This is a genomic window from Pseudomonas sp. FeN3W (assembly GCA_030263805.2).
GTDB lineage: Bacteria > Pseudomonadota > Gammaproteobacteria > Pseudomonadales > Pseudomonadaceae > Stutzerimonas > Stutzerimonas stutzeri_G.
In genome coordinates, this window is sequence record CP136010.1 from 2,509,118 (window position 1) to 2,525,474 (window position 16,357).

General features: G+C 64.9%; 15 protein-coding genes. 6 read left to right on the forward strand and 9 right to left on the reverse strand.

What is annotated here, in order from left to right:
- Positions 1–2 precede the first annotated feature (2 nt).
- The 4 genes from P5704_012050 to P5704_012065 form a co-directional block, all read right to left on the reverse strand.
- On the reverse strand, positions 3–257 hold the full coding sequence (locus P5704_012050) for an outer membrane protein assembly factor BamE (GenBank protein WOF76819.1): 255 nt from the start codon (positions 255–257) through the stop codon (positions 3–5).
- A 77-nt stretch (positions 258–334) separates the two neighbouring features.
- The gene (locus P5704_012055; GenBank protein ID WOF76820.1) at positions 335–937 is read right to left on the reverse strand and encodes a DUF924 family protein; all 603 of its coding nucleotides are present in this window, start codon (positions 935–937) and stop codon (positions 335–337) included.
- 3 nt (positions 938–940) lie between these two features.
- Positions 941–1,951: a class 1 fructose-bisphosphatase gene (locus tag P5704_012060; GenBank protein ID WOF76821.1), complete on the reverse strand. Its 1,011-nt coding sequence runs from the start codon at positions 1,949–1,951 to the stop codon at positions 941–943.
- A gap of 183 nt (positions 1,952–2,134) precedes the next feature.
- Positions 2,135–4,585 (reverse strand): glycogen/starch/alpha-glucan phosphorylase, encoded by a 2,451-nt coding sequence (locus P5704_012065; protein ID WOF76822.1) that lies wholly within the window; start codon positions 4,583–4,585, stop codon positions 2,135–2,137.
- Positions 4,586–4,788: 203 nt separating this feature from the next.
- Between P5704_012065 and P5704_012070 the strand changes: the two genes are divergently transcribed.
- Both P5704_012070 and P5704_012075 read left to right on the forward strand, forming a co-directional pair.
- Positions 4,789–5,190 (forward strand): YkgJ family cysteine cluster protein, encoded by a 402-nt coding sequence (locus P5704_012070; protein WOF76823.1) that lies wholly within the window; start codon positions 4,789–4,791, stop codon positions 5,188–5,190.
- 183 nt (positions 5,191–5,373) lie between these two features.
- Positions 5,374–5,826 carry a thioesterase domain-containing protein gene (locus P5704_012075; GenBank protein ID WOF76824.1) on the forward strand — a complete coding sequence of 151 codons (453 nt, stop codon included), beginning with the start codon at positions 5,374–5,376 and terminating at the stop codon, positions 5,824–5,826.
- Between the two features lie 103 nt (positions 5,827–5,929).
- Here the strand turns inward: P5704_012075 and cysQ are convergent, their stop codons facing one another.
- Positions 5,930–6,772 carry a 3'(2'),5'-bisphosphate nucleotidase CysQ gene (gene cysQ / locus P5704_012080; protein WOF76825.1) on the reverse strand — a complete coding sequence of 281 codons (843 nt, stop codon included), beginning with the start codon at positions 6,770–6,772 and terminating at the stop codon, positions 5,930–5,932.
- Positions 6,769–7,335, reverse strand: coding sequence for an ADP compounds hydrolase NudE (gene nudE, locus P5704_012085; protein WOF76826.1), 567 nt, complete (start codon positions 7,333–7,335; stop codon positions 6,769–6,771). The genes cysQ and nudE overlap by 4 nt, the downstream gene beginning before the upstream one ends.
- A gap of 118 nt (positions 7,336–7,453) precedes the next feature.
- On the opposite strand from nudE, the gene yrfG reads away from it, so the two are divergent.
- The 4 genes from yrfG to P5704_012105 all read left to right on the forward strand — a co-directional run bounded on the left by yrfG (position 7,454) and on the right by P5704_012105 (position 12,618).
- Positions 7,454–8,134 (forward strand): GMP/IMP nucleotidase, encoded by a 681-nt coding sequence (gene yrfG / locus P5704_012090; protein ID WOF76827.1) that lies wholly within the window; start codon positions 7,454–7,456, stop codon positions 8,132–8,134.
- A gap of 169 nt (positions 8,135–8,303) precedes the next feature.
- Entirely contained in the window at positions 8,304–10,865 is a 2,562-nt protein-coding gene (locus P5704_012095; protein WOF76828.1) for a PAS domain-containing protein, read from the forward strand.
- 245 nt (positions 10,866–11,110) lie between these two features.
- Positions 11,111–11,959 carry a formate dehydrogenase accessory sulfurtransferase FdhD gene (gene fdhD / locus P5704_012100; protein ID WOF76829.1) on the forward strand — a complete coding sequence of 283 codons (849 nt, stop codon included), beginning with the start codon at positions 11,111–11,113 and terminating at the stop codon, positions 11,957–11,959.
- 197 nt (positions 11,960–12,156) lie between these two features.
- Entirely contained in the window at positions 12,157–12,618 is a 462-nt protein-coding gene (locus P5704_012105) for a hypothetical protein (GenBank protein ID WOF76830.1), read from the forward strand.
- Between the two features lie 110 nt (positions 12,619–12,728).
- On the opposite strand, the gene P5704_012110 is transcribed toward P5704_012105, so the two are convergent.
- The 3 genes from P5704_012110 to P5704_012120 form a co-directional block, all read right to left on the reverse strand.
- Complete coding sequence (locus tag P5704_012110) at positions 12,729–13,160, reverse strand: thioesterase family protein (GenBank protein ID WOF76831.1); 432 nt, start codon at positions 13,158–13,160, stop codon at positions 12,729–12,731.
- 34 nt (positions 13,161–13,194) lie between these two features.
- Positions 13,195–14,358: an iron-containing alcohol dehydrogenase gene (locus P5704_012115; GenBank protein WOF76832.1), complete on the reverse strand. Its 1,164-nt coding sequence runs from the start codon at positions 14,356–14,358 to the stop codon at positions 13,195–13,197.
- Between the two features lie 206 nt (positions 14,359–14,564).
- Complete coding sequence (locus tag P5704_012120; protein ID WOF76833.1) at positions 14,565–16,355, reverse strand: acyl-CoA dehydrogenase C-terminal domain-containing protein; 1,791 nt, start codon at positions 16,353–16,355, stop codon at positions 14,565–14,567.
- Positions 16,356–16,357: the final 2 nt, after the last annotated feature.

Genomic DNA, 16,357 nt, shown 5'->3' on the forward strand with positions numbered 1-16,357 from the left:
GGTTATTTCAGCCCCTTGCCGGAAAACATCATCACCTTGTCGCCCGCGAACTGGACGCTGATGAAGCGATTCTTCTCGCCCCAGGTGCAGCTCGACATACCCAGTGCTCCGGCGCATTCGGAGGGTTTGCCAAGCAGCTGCTCGACTTCTATCCGTTCCATGCCGGGCTTGAGCTTGGCGAAGTTTTCCTGGGTGATCGGACTGCAGGCAGCCAGCAGGGCGGCGCAGGCAATCAGCAATGGGGGACGCAATGGCATATCGAGCTCCTTGCTTGAAGGCTCAAGGCCCGGCGGTAACGGTGCCGCGGAGCGTTGGCCTGAAATGGCATCCGCGCTCAGAAGGACGAGCCCGGCTGCTCCAGAAATAGTCGCTCGGCGTCGCTGGTTTCGCGGCCGAGAATTGCATTGCGATGCGGGAAGCGGCCGAAGCGGGAGATCACCTCACGGTGGCGCTCGGCATAGTCGAGAAAGCCGACGTACAGCGGTTGTTCCGCCTCGTCGGCAATGTCGCGCAAGGCGGTGAACTGTGCGACGGCCAGATCCTGGGTTGCCAGATTCTCCGCGTGCTCCAGCACCAGGTAGATGAATACGCGCTGGATCGGCGCCAGCAGCATGTCGCCGCCGTGGGCCAGGCCATCGCGCACCAGTTGCTGGGCACGCTCGTCGCCGGCGAACGCCTTCGGCGTGTCGCGATGGATCATGCGCGGCAACTGATCGAGCAGCAACACCAGCGCGAGCCAGCCCTCGGGCAATTCGGCCCAATCCTGCAGCTCGCCGTTCATGGCCTGTTCGGCCAGTGCGCCGAAGCGCTGGCGCGCCTCGTCGTCCTGTTCTGCGCGGTAGCCAAACCAGAGTTGCTGCTTTTCAGCCGCGATCTCGCTGGCGCTGGTGCCCTGGCCGAACCACCAGTGGAGCAAGTCCTGCCAGGGCGCCTGCATCGGTCAGCCCTGGTGGTAGCCGGTGACGCGCTCGACTTCTTCCTTCGAGCCGAGGAACACCGGCACGCGCTGGTGCAAGGACTCCGGCTGGATTTCCAGAATGCGCTGCGTACCGTTGGTGGCGGCGCCGCCGGCCTGCTCGACGATCATCGCCATCGGGTTGGCTTCGTACATCAGGCGCAGCTTGCCGGCCATGGAAGGGTCGCGGTTGTCGCGCGGGTACATGAACAGGCCGCCGCGGGTGAGGATGCGATGCACGTCGGCCACCATCGAGGCGATCCAGCGCATGTTGTAGTTCTTGCCCAGCGGGCCTTCCTTGCCGGCCAGCAGCTCGCCGACGTAGCGCTTGACCGGCTCTTCCCAGTGGCGCTGGTTGGACATGTTGATGGCGAATTCGGCGGTGCTCTGCGGAACGCTGAGGTTCTCGTGAGTGAGCACGAAGCTGCCCAGCTCACGATCCAGGGTGAAGCCCATCACGCCGTGGCCCAGGGTCAGAATCAGCATGGTCTGCGGGCCGTAGATGGCGTAGCCGGCGGCAACCTGCTTGGTGCCCGGCTGCAGGAAGGCCTCTTCTCCGAGTGCGTCATTCTGGCTGAAGCAGGCATCCGGGCAGCGCAATACGGAGAAGATGGTACCGACCGAGACGTTGACGTCGATGTTGCTCGAGCCATCCAGCGGGTCGAAGACCAGCAGGTAGGCGCCCTTGGGGTACTTGCCGGGAATCTGGTAGGCGTTGTCCATTTCCTCGGACGCCATGCCGGCCAGGTGACCGCCCCACTCGTTGGCCTCCAGCAGGATTTCGTTGGAGAGCACGTCGAGCTTCTTCTGCACTTCGCCCTGGATGTTCTCGCTGTCGGCGCTACCCAGCACGCCGCCGAGGGCGCCCTTGGAGACCGCGTGGCTGATTTCCTTGCACGCTCGTGCCACGACCTCGATGAGAAAACGCAGATCGGCAGGCGTGTTGTTACTGCGAGTCTGCTCGATGAGGTAGCGACTGAGGGTTACGCGTGACATGGAAATGACTCCGGAGGAAGGATAAACCCGCGCAGTTTAGCAGGCCGTAGGAAAACTAACTCCCCTCAGACAGGTCCGCCCCCTGCAGAGTTCAGCGAAGCGGCAGCCAGATTGCCAGCACGGCCGGCAGCCCTCGCCATTTGCGGCTGCGCGCCGGCGGCTGACCCTCCGGCGCGCCCGCCATCACAGCACTTGCCAGATCTCCCGGGCGTACTCGCGAATGGTGCGGTCCGACGAGAACCAGCCGGTGCGGGCGGTGTTCAGCACGGAGGAACGCCACCAGCGTGCCGGATCACGCCAGCACTCCTCGACATCCAGCTGCGCCTGCCAGTAGGCCTCGAAATCGGCGCAGACCATGAAGGTGTCGTGCCAGCTGATGCCATCCACCAGCCCGGTGTAGCGGCCCGGATCGCCTGGCGAGAAAGCACCGCCACGAATCGCCGAGAGCACTTCGCTGAGCCGCGGCGAAGCGCCGATGATGGCTTCGGCGTTGTACTCGTTGGCCTGCTTGCGCACATTCACCTGCTGCGCGGTGAGACCGAAGATGAACATGTGCTCCAGGCCGATCTGCTCGCTCATCTCCACGTTGGCGCCGTCCAGCGTGCCGATGGTCAGCGCTCCGTTGAGGGCGAACTTCATGTTGCTGGTACCCGAGGCCTCCAGGCCGGCGGTGGAAATCTGCTCCGACAGGTCCGCAGCCGGGATGATGTCCTCGGCCAGGCTGACGTTGTAGTTGGGCAGGAACACCACCTTGAGCAGGCCGCGCACGGTGGGGTCGGCATTGATGGTGTTGGCGATGTCGTTGGTCAGCTTGATGATCAGCTTGGCCTGGTGATAGCTCGCCGCCGCCTTGCCGGCGAAGATCTTCACCCGCGGCACCCAGTTGCCGCCCGGATCGGAGCGAATGGCCTGATACAGCGCGACGGTGTGCAGCAGGTTGAGCAACTGGCGCTTGTATTCGTGGATGCGCTTGACGTGCACGTCGAACAGCGCGGTCGGGTCTACGCTGATGCCCAGGCGCTCCTGGATCACATTGGCCAGATGGCGCTTGTTGGCCAGCCGCTGCTCGGCGAAGCGCTGGCGAAACGCGGCCTGTTCGGCAAAGGGTTCGAGCTCGCGCAGGCGGGTTTCCGGCTCATCGAGCACTGCCTCGCCGAGATGCTCCACCAACAGCTGGGTCAGCTGCGGATTGGCCTGGTAGAGCCAGCGGCGGAAGGTGATGCCGTTGGTCTTGCTGTTGATCCGCTGCGGATAAAGGCTGTGCAGATCGGTGAACACGGTCTTGCGCATCAGCTGGGTGTGCAGCCCGGATACGCCGTTGGTGCTGTGCGAACCGAGGAATGCCAGATTGCCCATGCGTACCCGGCGACCATGGTCTTCCTCGATCAGCGATACCGAGCGCAGCAGCTCGGCATCGTGGACGCCGCGTTCGCGCAGCTGGTCGAGATGGTGGGCGTTGATCAGGTAGATGATCTGCATGTGCCGCGGCAGCAGGCGCTCCATCAGGCCTACCGGCCAGGTTTCCAGCGCTTCGGGCAGCAGCGTGTGGTTGGTGTACGATAGCGTCGCCGTGGTCAGCCGCCAGGCGTGCTGCCACTCGTAGCTGTGCACGTCGACCAGCAGCCGCATCAGCTCGGCCACGGCAATCGCCGGATGGGTGTCGTTGAGCTGGATGGCGTTGTACTCGGGCAGGCTGTCCAGCGAGCCGCGCTGCTTGATGTGGCGGCGCAGCAGGTCCTGCAGCGAGGCGGCGACGAAGAAGTATTCCTGGCGCAGGCGCAACTCCTGCCCGGCCTCGGTGCTGTCGGCCGGATAGAGCACGCGGGAAATGCTTTCGGCGCGGGCCTCTTCTGCTGCCGCACCGATGTGGTCACCGGCATTGAAGCGCGCCAGATGGAAATCCGCCTCCGGCCGCGCACGCCAGAGGCGCAGGGTGTTCACCCCGGCGCCACGCCAACCGACGATGGGGGTGTCATAGGCAATCGCGCGTACCCCTTCGGCCCAATGCCAGAAATGCTGAACTTCGCCTTTCTCATTGGTGGCCGCCGTGACGCTGCCGCCGAAGCCGATCAGATACTTCACCTCGGAACGCTCGAACTCCCAGGGGTTGCCGAAATCCAGCCAGGTCTCGGTCTGTTCGTGCTGCCAGCCATCGACGATGGCCTGGCGGAACAGACCGTGGTCATAGCGGATGCCGTAGCCGTGGGAGACCACGCCGAGGGTCGCCATGCTCTCCATGAAGCAGGCCGCGAGCCGGCCGAGACCGCCATTGCCAAGCGCCGCATCCGGCTCCAGCAGGCGGATGCGTTCGATATCCACGTCGAGCCCGGCGAGCGCTTCACGCGCCACGTCGAACAGGCCGAGGTTGCTCAGGCTGTCGACCAGCAGGCGGCCGATGAGAAATTCCAGCGAGAGGTAGTACACCCGTTTCTGACCGCTGGTGTAGGCCTTGCGCGTGCAATCCATCCAGCGGTCGATGGTGCTGTCGCGGGTGGCCAGGGCAACCGCATGGAACCAGTCGTAATCGGAGGCGTTCTCCGGATCCTTGCCCACCGAGTAGGTGAGCTTGCGCAACACCCGCTCACGGAAAGCGGCAACTTCTTCGGCGGTGGCAATGGCTGTTTCCTGCGTCATGGACAGACCTCGGTTAGCGAAGACACACAAGAGGGACTCGCGGCAGCCATGCCCGTTCACCTCCATTAGACATTCCAGAAAAAGCGTTGCAGGTTTCCTTTACATCTGCGCTACCGCCCGTCCGGTCGCCGTCGTCGGAAGACGCTGGCAATCGCCGCGCGACTCGCTATGATCCGCGCGCCCGAACGCACCGAAGACTGCCCGTGAAGACAAGACTGATCGCCTCCGCCGACCCGGAACGCCTGGAAACCTGGGTGCGCTACAGCGCCGGCCTGTGCCGCGACTGCCATGCGACCTGCTGCACCCTGCCGGTGGAGGTACGCATCGACGACCTGATCCGGCTCGAGCTGGTCGATGCCTTCGAGCGCGACGAGCCGGCGAAGAACATCGCCAAGCGCCTGAGCAAGGCAGGCATCGTCGAGCACTTCAATCACAAGCACGAGATCTTCACGCTGACCCGCCTGACCAATGGCGACTGTCTCTATCTGGACCGCAAGACCCGGCTTTGCACGGTCTATGCCAAGCGCCCGGACACCTGCCGCAACCATCCGCGCATCGGCCCGCGCCCTGGTTATTGCGCCTATCGAAGCAAAACCGCCGGCTGACACGGCGCACCATCCGACAACGCCGACCTGCCCGCCAGCACCGATGCGGAACACTGCAGACAGCAGCGCGGCGTGGCTCGGATTCGTCGCCACGAATAGCCTGAACGGACTGGCCAAAGCGTGACTCAGGAGTCATGCTTGGCGTCTGTCTGTATCTTCGTAACGTTTAGGAACCTCCCCGGCATGAGCCGCGATAGTCGCTACCTGGAAGCCATCCTCCATCACGACATTCCGCTGACCCGCTCGCTCGGGCTGCGCGTCGAGCAGTGGGAAAACCACGAGTTGCGCCTGCAGGTACCGCTGCAGCCGAACATCAACCACAAGAGCAGCATGTTCGGCGGCAGTCTGTATTGCGCTTCGGTGCTGGCAGGCTGGGGCTGGCTGCATCTGCGGCTGCGCGAGGCGGGCATTGAGGATGGGCACATCGTCATCCACGAAGGGCAGATCGAGTATCCGCTGCCGGTGGTGGACGACGCGATCGCCATCTGCTCGGCACCGAGCCCCGAGGCCTGGGAGCGCTTCGAATCGATCTATCGTCGCCGCGGCCGCTCGCGCCTGGAGCTGAAAAGCCGCATTCTGGCGGCCGACGGCCGTGACGCGGTTCGCTTCACCGGGCAGTTCGTGTTGCATAAATAAGCCTGAAGCCTGAAGCCTGAAGCCTGAAGCCTGAAGCCTGAAGCCTGAAGCCTGAAAAGCGTTCGGCTCATCACCGATATCCGCCAAGCTTTTCCTTCCAGCTTCAAGCTTCCGGCTTCAAGCTGCTTTCACTGCCTCGCGCGATACCGATCAGTCCGTCACGCCAGTCGACGCCTCTGGGCAGCGCCAGAAAAGACGGGTTCAGATAGCCTTCCCGCGCGTCATAGCGCAGCGCCGCACCACTGACCTCCAGCACCTCGCCACCGGCACCTTCCAGCACCCCCTGCGCGGCCGCGGTATCCCACTGCGAGGTCGGCGCCAGGCGGGGGTAGCAATCCGCAGCACCTTCGGCCAGCAGACAGAATTTCAGCGAACTGCCGACATTCGCCAGCGCCAGCTCGCCAAAACGTTCGCCCAGACGGCTCAACAGCTGCTCCTGCGCCGGGCTGCTGTGGCGCCGGCTGGCGACCACGGTGAACACTCCCTCCGGCTGCTGGCGCACGCGCAGCGGCTGAGTCGCGCCGGACAGCTCGCTGCGCCAAGCGCCGAAATCCTCGCCGCCGTAGTAACAGCGGCCGGACGCCGGAATGCCGACCACACCGAAGCGCACCTTGCCCGCCTCGATCAGCGCGACGTTGACCGTGAACTCCTCGCTGCCGGCGATGAACTCCTTGGTGCCGTCCAGCGGATCGACCAGCCACCAGCGCGTCCAGCCGCCGCGCTCGCTCAGCGGCACCTCGCAATCCTCCTCGGACAGCACCGGGATGGCGCTATCCAACGCCATCAGGCCATCCACCAACACCTGATGCGCCGCCATATCGGCGACGGTCACCGGCGATTCATCGGTCTTGGTCTGGACATCCAGCTCGCTGCGCCAGTGCGGCAGGATCGCCTCGCCCGCCTGACGCACCAGGTCGATGACCGACGACAGATAGGGATGACTCATTGGCCGAACTCTCCACGCTGGGTCAGCAGATCCTTGGCCAGGTACAGCGCGGCCAATGCGCGCCCCTCGCTGAATTGCGGATGCTGCACCAGACTGGACAGCTCGCGCAGGTTGACCTTGTCGAGCCGCATCGGCTCCGGCTCGTCGCCGGGCAGCTGCTCCGGATACAGATCGCGCGCCAGCACTACCTGAATCTTCTGGCTCATGTAACCGGGCGACAACGACAGCTCGGTGAGCAGCTCCAGGCGCCGCGCACCGAAGCCGGCCTCCTCCTTGAGCTCGCGGTTGGCCGCTTCGAGCACGTCTTCGCCCGGCTCGATCAGCCCCTTGGGCAGCGACAGCTCATAGGTGTCGGTGCCGCCGCAGTATTCCTCGACCAGCAGCGCATTCTCCGCATCGGCCAGCGCCACGATCATCACCGCGCCGTAGCCGCTGCCCTTGCCGACCAGGCGTTCATAGGTGCGCTCGACACCATTGGAAAAACGCAGCTGCAGCTCCTCGACACGGAACAGTCGGCTGCTGGCGACGATCTCACGGGCTAGCACGGTGGGTTTCTGGCGCATGGGAAACTCCTGGAAACGCGAGCGGCTATCATAACCCGGCTTTCTGCGCTGGCCGTGAGCGCTTTGCGACCAGTTGACCGACACCGACCCGTCCATACACCGCGACGCGAGCCCGCACATGACCGCCACCCTACCCTGGTCCGACATCGATACCGTTCTGCTCGACATGGACGGCACGCTGCTGGATCTCCATTTCGACAACCATTTCTGGCTCGAACTGCTGCCACAACGCTACGCCGAGCTGCACGGCATCAGCCGCGCCATGGCCGAGCTGGAACTGGCGCCGCTGTTCAACGAGCACGTCGGCAAGCTCACCTGGTATTGCCTGGACTACTGGACCCGCGAACTCAACCTGCCGATCCGCGAGATGAAACGCGAGATCGCCGAGCTGATCGCCCTGCGGCCCGGTGCCGACGAATTTCTCGCTGCCCTGCGCCAGGCCGGCAAGCGCGTGGTGCTGATCACCAATGCGCACCGCGACTCGTTGTCGCTGAAGCTGGAGAAGATCGAGCTGGCGCCCTGGTTCGACCGGCTGATCAGTTCCCACGACTATGGCTATCCGAAGGAGGAGCCGCAGTTCTGGCATGCGCTGCGTCAGGACCTGGAGTTCGAACCCGCACGCGCCTTGTTCATCGACGATAGCCTGCCGATCCTGCGCAGTGCGCAGCGCTTCGGCGTCGCGCATCTGCTGGCGGTACGCGAGCCGGACAGCCGCCGCACGCCGAAGGACACCGAGGAATTCGCTGCGGTTGACGATTACCTCGACCTGATCCGCAATCTGCACGGTGATCCAGCGTGACGGCTGGCGCTGCCTTCGAGCCTCGGAAGCTTTACACTACGCAACAGTTGCCGTCGGCGGGAACCGGCTCAGGACGAGCCCGGGCCGGCATGCATCGAAACAGCGCAGCGGTGCGCAGTACATGCCTTGCCGCTCGTAGTTCGCCCACGGATGATCGATAGGAAGCAACATGGCAGCAGTAGGCGCCGAATTCTGGCCCCATAGTCACAGCGAGATGAGCGAGCGAATTCGCCGGCATGACTGGGGCGCGACTGCGCTCGGAACCCCTGACACCTGGCCGGCTTCGCTGCGGCTGCTGCTGGACACCATCCTCGAAGCGCCCCTGCCGATGTGCGTCCTCTGGGGCGACCAGGCGCTGCAGCTGTACAACGACGCCCACGCCGCACTGATCGGCGATCGCCACCCGGCCGAACTCGGCCAACCCGCCTGCCGCCGCTGGGGTGCAACCTGGACCCTGCTGGAACCGGCCTGCGACACCGCCCGCCGCGGCGAGCCACGGGTGCTGCGCAATCAGCAACTGGTCATCGAACGCGATGGCGTTCCGGTGGAAGCCTGGTTCGACCTCGCCCTGAGCCCGATTCGCAACGCCTCGCACGGCATCGGCGGCCTGCTGCTGTGCCTCAGCGAAACCAGCGAACGCGTGCGCACCGAAACCCGCCTGTCGCAGACCGCTCTGCACTACAAGCTCAGCGCCGAGGTACACCGTTCCAGCGAACAGCGCCTGCAGCTGGCACTCGAGGCCAGCGACCTGATCGGCATCTGGGACTGGGCCATCCAGAGCAGCGAAATCCCGGCGGGCGCGGAGCTTTCCCGCATCCTGCCGGTCGCCCAGTCCGGGCCGAACGGCCTGAGCAGCGAAGCTTTCTTCGATCATGTCCACCCCGACGACGTGCCACGCCTGCGTGCCGCGCTGGAGCGCTGTATCGTCGAGCGCGGCACGCTCGACGAGCGCTACAGGCTGCGCAGCGACGATGGCGTCACCCGTTGGGCGCTGGCGCGCGGCCGCTGTCATTGCGACGAACAGGGCTGGCCACAGCGCTTCCCCGGCGCGGTGATGAACATCACCGGACAACAGGCCAGCGAAGATGCCCTGCGCCAGAGCGAAGCCGAGCTCAAGATGATCACCGACGCGCTGCCGATACTGATCGGCTACGTCGACGCCGAGGAACGCTTTCGCTTCAACAATCGCTACTACTCCGACTGGTTCGGCCACTCGACCGAATGGCTGCTGGGCAAGACCGCCCGCGAAGTGCTCGGTGAACGCGGCTATGCCGAGCGCCAGGCGAGCATCCGTGACGCCCTCGCCGGCCGCGACGTCACCTTCGAGGCCCATAGCCCGCACCATGACGGCCAGTCCCGACGCATGCTGGTGCACTACCTGCCGCGCCGCGACGGCCAGGGCAACGTGCTCGGCTTCTTCGTCATGGCGCTGGATGTCACCGAGCGCTGGCGCGCCGAACAGGCTCTGCGCGAACTCAACGAGACGCTGGAAAGCCGCATCCAGGAGCGCACCCAGGCCCTGGCGGAAGTCTACGAACGCCTGCTCAAGGAGATGGCCAGCCGCGAACAGGCGCAGGAAGCGTTGCGTCAGGCGCAGAAGATGGAAGCGGTGGGCCAGCTGACCGGCGGCATCGCCCACGACTTCAACAACATGCTGACCGGCATCATCGGCGGCCTGGACCTGATCCAGCGCTACATCCAGTCCGGCCGCCACGGCGAAACCCAGCGTTTCATCGATGCCGCGGTCACTTCGGCCAATCGCGCCGCGGCACTGACCCATCGCCTGCTCGCCTTCGCCCGGCGCCAGCCGCTGAATCTCAAGCGCGTCGAGCTGAACCAGCTGATCGAGTCCATGCACGACCTGCTCAGTCGCACGCTGGGCAGCCACATCCACATCCGCAATCAGTTGCAGCAAGGTCTGTGGCCGGTTTCCAGCGACGAAAACCAACTGGAAAGCGCGCTGCTCAACCTGGTCATCAACGCCCGCGATGCAATGCCCGACGGCGGCACCCTGCTGCTGGAGACCCGCAATGTCGAACTGCACAGGCAAGGCGATGTGGGCGATCTGGCTGCAGGGCGCTACGTCATCCTCTGCTTGACCGACAGTGGCTGCGGCATGAGTCCCAAGGTACTGGCCAGCGTCTTCGAGCCGTTCTTCACCACCAAACCCATCGGCCAGGGCACCGGGCTCGGTCTTTCCATGGTCTACGGTTTCACCCGGCAGGCCGGCGGCCATATCCAGATCGCCAGCGAACCGGGCGAAGGCACCCAGGTCAGCCTGCACCTTCCCGTCTTCGAGGACCAGGGCGTCAGCGTCGCAGCAGCCGGCGAAGACGACGGCCCGCTTCAGGCCCAGCAAGGCGAAACCGTGCTGGTGGTCGAAGATGATCCGGCGGTGCGCCTGCTGGTCATCGACGTGTTGCGGATGCTCGGCTATCAGACCCTGGAAGCCGCCGACGGCAATGCGGCGATCCGCCTGCTCGAGAGCACGCCCGCCGTCGACATTCTGGTCACCGATGTCGGGCTGCCTGGCATGAACGGCCGGCAACTGGCGGATGTCGCGCGTCAGCAGCGCCCCGAGCTGCCGGTGCTGTTCATGACCGGCTATGCCAAGCAGGCCGCCAGTGCGGACTTCCTCGAACCGGGCATGGACATGATCAGCAAGCCGTTCAACCTCGATGCGCTGGCCAAGCGCGTACGCGACATGCTGGCGGAGAACGACCAGCGGTGAATCGTCCACGGCCGGCGGGGGTCATAACCCTATCCGCCGGCCGCGAGCATGCACTGCAGTTGCAGCGATGCAGAATGCCGGTCTCGTCAGCCCTCGTGACCTGTGCGGTGAGTTGGTGAGGCAAGTTCGGCGCTGCAACGGTCATAGCGGTATGACGAGAAGCAGCAACACAGTATCGGGGCCATAAACGCCGAAATTGGCCAACCGAAATTGCCAAACAGGCCACTAACTGGACCGAACCGCCGATGAACGCACCGTCTCGCCTGAACGCTGGCGTCGCCACTGCCGCGCAACCCCCTGCCGGCGCCAGTCAGCGCTACTGCTACCAGCCGATCGACGATGTCGCGCAATGCGCGGTCGATCTTGCCGAAGAGTGCGCGCTGGCGATCGCCTACAACGGGCTGAGCCAGGCGGTGATGATGATCTCGCCGGCCGATCTGGAAGATTTCGTGGTTGGCTTCAGCCTGGCCAATGGCTTCGTCGAGTCGCTGGATGATATCTACGACATTCGCCTGCACGGCAGCGGCAATGCGCGGCGTGCGGAACTGGACATCGCCAGCCGCGCGTTCTGGCGCCTCAAGCAGCAACGCCGCCAGCTACCCGGCAACAGCAGCTGCGGGCTCTGCGGGGTCGAAGCGCTGGAGCAGGCACTGCCGCGCCTGCCGGTCATGCCGGCAGCGCCACTGCCACCCCCACACTGGTTGCAGGACCTGCGTCAACGAATCGAAGCGTTTCAACCGCTGGGGCGCGACTGCGGGGCGGTGCACGCCGCACTGTTCATGGACGCCAACGGCGAAATCCGCCTGGGCCGCGAGGATATCGGGCGGCATAACGCGCTGGACAAGCTGATCGGCGCCATGGCCCGCTCCGGCTGCATAGCGGCCGGTGGCCTGGCGATCGTCACCAGTCGCTGCAGCCTGGAGCTGGTGCACAAGGTGCAGCGGGCCGGGATTCCGGCGCTGGTGAGCCTGTCTTCACCCACCGGCCTGGCCGCCCAGTGGGCGCAGCGGCATAACCTCAACCTCATCCACCTGCCGCAGCACAGCCCGCCGCGGGTCTATAGCCCTGCCGCAGCGGTGCGCGCGCAAGGCTGATGCCCATCTGCAGCGGGTAAAAGCGCTGCGCACAGGCCCCACAAACGAGCTGAGACCGCTCGAAACACTCCTAGTTCCTTAACGAAATCAAATAGTTAGAAAACGCCGATCAGATCACGCATTTCATCGGAACGCTCTTGCCGCAAGCGCAACGGCACGTGAGGATCACGCCGCAATTCCACATACGGGATCACTCCATGAAGTACGCCTCGATTTTCCTGTTGTCCACCAGCCTGCTCAGCGCTGCAGCCTTCGCCGGCAGCAACACCGAAGCCGCCGTCGGCGGCGCGCTCGGCGGTGCACTGGGTTCAGTGGTGGGAGAGCACCTGGGGGGCTCGACCGGCGCCACCATCGGTGCCGGCGTTGGCGGTGCAGCTGGCGGCATGGTCGGTGCGGACAAACGCAGCCGTACCGAAGCGGCCATCGGCGGCGGCCTCGGCGCGGCCGGCGGCAACGTCATCGGCCAGCAGGTCGGCGGCAGCACGGGCGGCCTGATCGGCGCGGCCGTCGGTGGTGGTGCAGGTGGCGCGATCGGCAATGCCTACGGCGACGATGATGATGACTACCGGCGTGACCGTCGCTACCGGGATGATCGCCGCTACTACGGCCATCCAGGCAAAGCCAAAGGTCATTACAAGCACAAACACAAGCATCACTGAGGGCCGCCGACGGCACGCATTGCCGTTTCGCAGAGACCACAGCATCGCCCGGACCGGCCCAGCCGCTCCGGGCGATCTCGTTTAAGCCTCTGCTGTCTGCGCCGAGCGGTTTAGCTCAAGGCTTCCAGCGCGGCGCGCAAACGCTCGGGAATGGCGGTAGGACGATTGCTTGCGCGCTCGACGAAGACATGCACGAAGCGGCCCGCGGCGCAGGCCTCCTGCTCACCCTCGCGGAAGATCGCCAGCTCGTATTGCACCGACGAGTTGCCCAGCCTGGCCACCCGCAGGCCGACCTCGATGAGGTCCGGATAAGCGATCGATGCGAAGTAGTCGCAGGCGGAGCTGACCACGAAGCCGACGATGTCACCGCCCTGGATATCCAGCCCGCCCTGCTGGATCAGGTAGTTGTTCACCGCGGTATCGAAGAAACCGTAATAGACGACGTTGTTCACGTGGCCATAGATATCGTTATCGTGCCAGCGCGTGGTAATCGGTTGGAAATGCCGGTAATCGCGGCGCAGGTGCTTGGGTTGCTCGGGCATGGGTCGTTTTCCGCGTGCAGTAGTGAAAAGGCGCTCAATACGCCGCCTGATAGATCGCCAAGGCATCGGCTTCGGTGACTTCGCGCGGATTGTTCACCAGCAGGCGCTGCTGCAGCATCGCCTCCTTGGCCAGCTGCGGCAGCATGTCTTCTGGCACACCGGTGTCGCGCAGGCGAGTCGGCAGACCGACACGAGCGCTCATCTGCTCGAATTCCTCGATCAACTGCTCGGCGTAGGTGGACGGATCATCCGTGCGCAGCCGATCGCCAAGAATGATCGGCGCCAGCTCCCCATAGTGCGTGGTCGCCGCGCTGACGTTGAAGCGCAGCACCTGCGGCAGCACCAGCGCGTTCGACAGCCCATGAGGAATATGGAAATTGCCGCCCAGCGGATAGGCCAGCGCGTGCACGGCGGCGACCGGCGCATTGGCGAACGCCTGCCCGGCCAGACAGGCGCCGAGCAGCATGGCCTGGCGCGCCTCGCGGTTGCTGCCGTTGTGCACCGCCTCGTCCAGATTGGCCGCCAGCAGCCGCAGCGCCTCGCGGGCCAGCAGGTCGGACATGGGGTTCTTCTTCAGCGCGCTGGTGTAGGCCTCGATGGCATGCACCATGGCGTCGATGCCGGTGGCCGCGGTCACCGCCGGCGGCAGGCCGAGGGTGAGATCGGCATCGAGCAGCGCCAGATCGGGCAGCAGCAGGGGCGAGACCACACCCATCTTGGTCGTCTCGCCGGTGGTGACGATGGCGATCTGGGTGACTTCCGAGCCGGTGCCGGCGGTGGTCGGCACCTGGATCAGCGGCAGGCGCTGGCCCTTGGCATTGCCGACGCCGTAGATGTCCTGCAACGACTGCATGCAGTTCGGATGCGCAAGCAATGCCACCAGCTTGGCCACATCCATCGAGCTGCCGCCGCCGAAGCCGATGATGAGATCCGCACGGGATGCCCTGGCCTGCTCCACCGCCGCCATGACGATGTGCTCCGGCGGATCGGCAATGACCTGATCGTAAACGGCGACCTGCAACCCTTCCGTCACGAAGCCAGGTAATACCTCGTTGAGCAGGCCGAAGCGGGTGATGCCGGGGTCGGTAATCACCAGCACCGAACGCCCCCCGCGCTCCTTGCAGAGGCTGGCCAGACGCCGTGACGAGCCGGGCTCGCAGATCAACTGGGCGGTTGTGGCAAAACTGAACGGATGCATCGATGCCTCCTGATTTCTTTGTGGTTCGGCTGCGGCGAGGAACTTCAAAAGCACCCTCACCTCTCGCCAGGCGCCCCAGCCCTCTCCCGGAGGGAGAGAGGGGTATTCCGTGCAACGGCGAACACTGTGCGCGAAGCTAACTCGGTCCAACTCCCTCTCCCCTCCGGGGAGAGGGTTGGGGTGAGGGGGCACCGCTCAGAGCAGCGCTAAAACACGAAATTTGCCTCCGGCAGCGCCATCAAACATGCAGCCCCACCCTGAATCGCTTCACGATGCGCACTGGCACGCGGCAGTACACGGCGCAGGTAGAAATCCGCACTGGCCAGCTTGGCCTGATAGAACGCCTCGTCAGCTGCGCCCTGCTCCAGCGCATCCTGCGCGCGCGCCGCGGCCTGCAGCCACAAGCCCGCCAACAGGACATACGCCGAGTACTGGAGGAAATCCACCGAAACCGCGCCGATTTCCTGCGGGTCGCGCCCGGTGGCGGCGATGATCTCGGCGCTCAGCTCACGCCATTCACCGATACGCGCCTGCACCTTCGCCGCCATGTCCCGCAGCGCCGGTCGATCGATCTGCTGGTCGCAAATCTCGCTGAACTCCGCCTGCAACGCCGACAGCTCCGCGCCACCATCGCCCAGCAGCTTGCGACGGATGTAATCCAGCGCCTGAATGCCGTTGGTGCCCTCGTAGAGCTGGGTGATGCGGCTGTCACGCATCAGCTGCTCCATGCCCCACTCGCGGATGTAGCCGTGGCCGCCGTAGACCTGCACGCCAAGGCTGGCGACCTCCTGGCCCATATCGGTGAAGAACGCCTTGACGATCGGAATCAGCAACGCTGCGCGCTTGCTCGCGGCCTTGCGATAGCTCGGCTCGGGATGGCCGTGTTCGAGGTCCAGCTGTCGGGCGCAGTAGGCGGCCAGCATGCGGCTGCCTTCGATCAGGGTTTTCTGCGTCAGCAGCATGCGCCGCACATCCGGGTGAACGATGATCGGGTCGGCGACCTTGTCCGGGTGTACCGCGCCGGCCAGTCCGCGCGATTGCAGTCGCTCACGGGCATAGGCAAGCGAGCCCTGATACGCCTGCTCGGCGATCCCGAGCCCCTGCAAGCCGACCTGGAAGCGCGCGTCGTTCATCATGGTGAACATGCAGGCCAGGCCCTGGTTGGGCTCGCCAACGATCCAGCCGGTGGCGCCGTCGAAGTTCATCACGCAGGTGGCGGCGCCCTTGATGCCCATCTTGTGTTCGATGGCGCCGCAGCTCAGGGCATTGCGCTCGCCCGGCGTACCGTCGGCATTGGCGACGAACTTGGGCACCAGCAGCAGGCTGATGCCTTTCACCCCGGCCGGTGCATCCGGCAGGCGCGCCAGCACCAGATGCACGATGTTCTCGCTCATGTCGTGCTCGCCGCCGGAGATGAAGATCTTGCTGCCGCTGACCCTGTAGCTACCGTCCGCCTGGGGTTCGGCCTTGGTGCGCAGCAGCGCCAGATCGGTGCCCGCCTGCGGCTCGGTGAGGCACATGGTGCCGCTCCAACTGCCGCTGACCAACTTCTCCAGATAGGCGTTCTTCAGCTCATCGCTGCCATGCTTGTACAGCGCCAGCACCGCACCCTCGGTGAGGCCGGAGTAGATGCGGAAGGACAACGAGGCGCCCATCAGCATCTCGTGGAAGTTGCAGGCCACCAGCTGCGGGAAGCCCTGACCACCGTACTCGGTCGGCCCGGTCATGCTCGCCCAACCATTGTCGACATACTGCTTGTAAGCCTCGACGAAGCCCTGCGGGGTGCGCACTTCGCCGTTTTCCAGGGTCACGCCTTCTTCGTCGCTGTTGCGATTGAGCGGGGCGATCTCGCCGCCGGTATAACGCGCGGCTTCTTCCAGCACACCGTCGATCAGCTCGCGGTCCAGGCCGTTGCCGAGCAATTCGCAATGGCCGGTGGCATCGAACAGCTCGTGCAACACGAAACGCATGTCACGCAGCGGGGCCTTGTATTCCATGC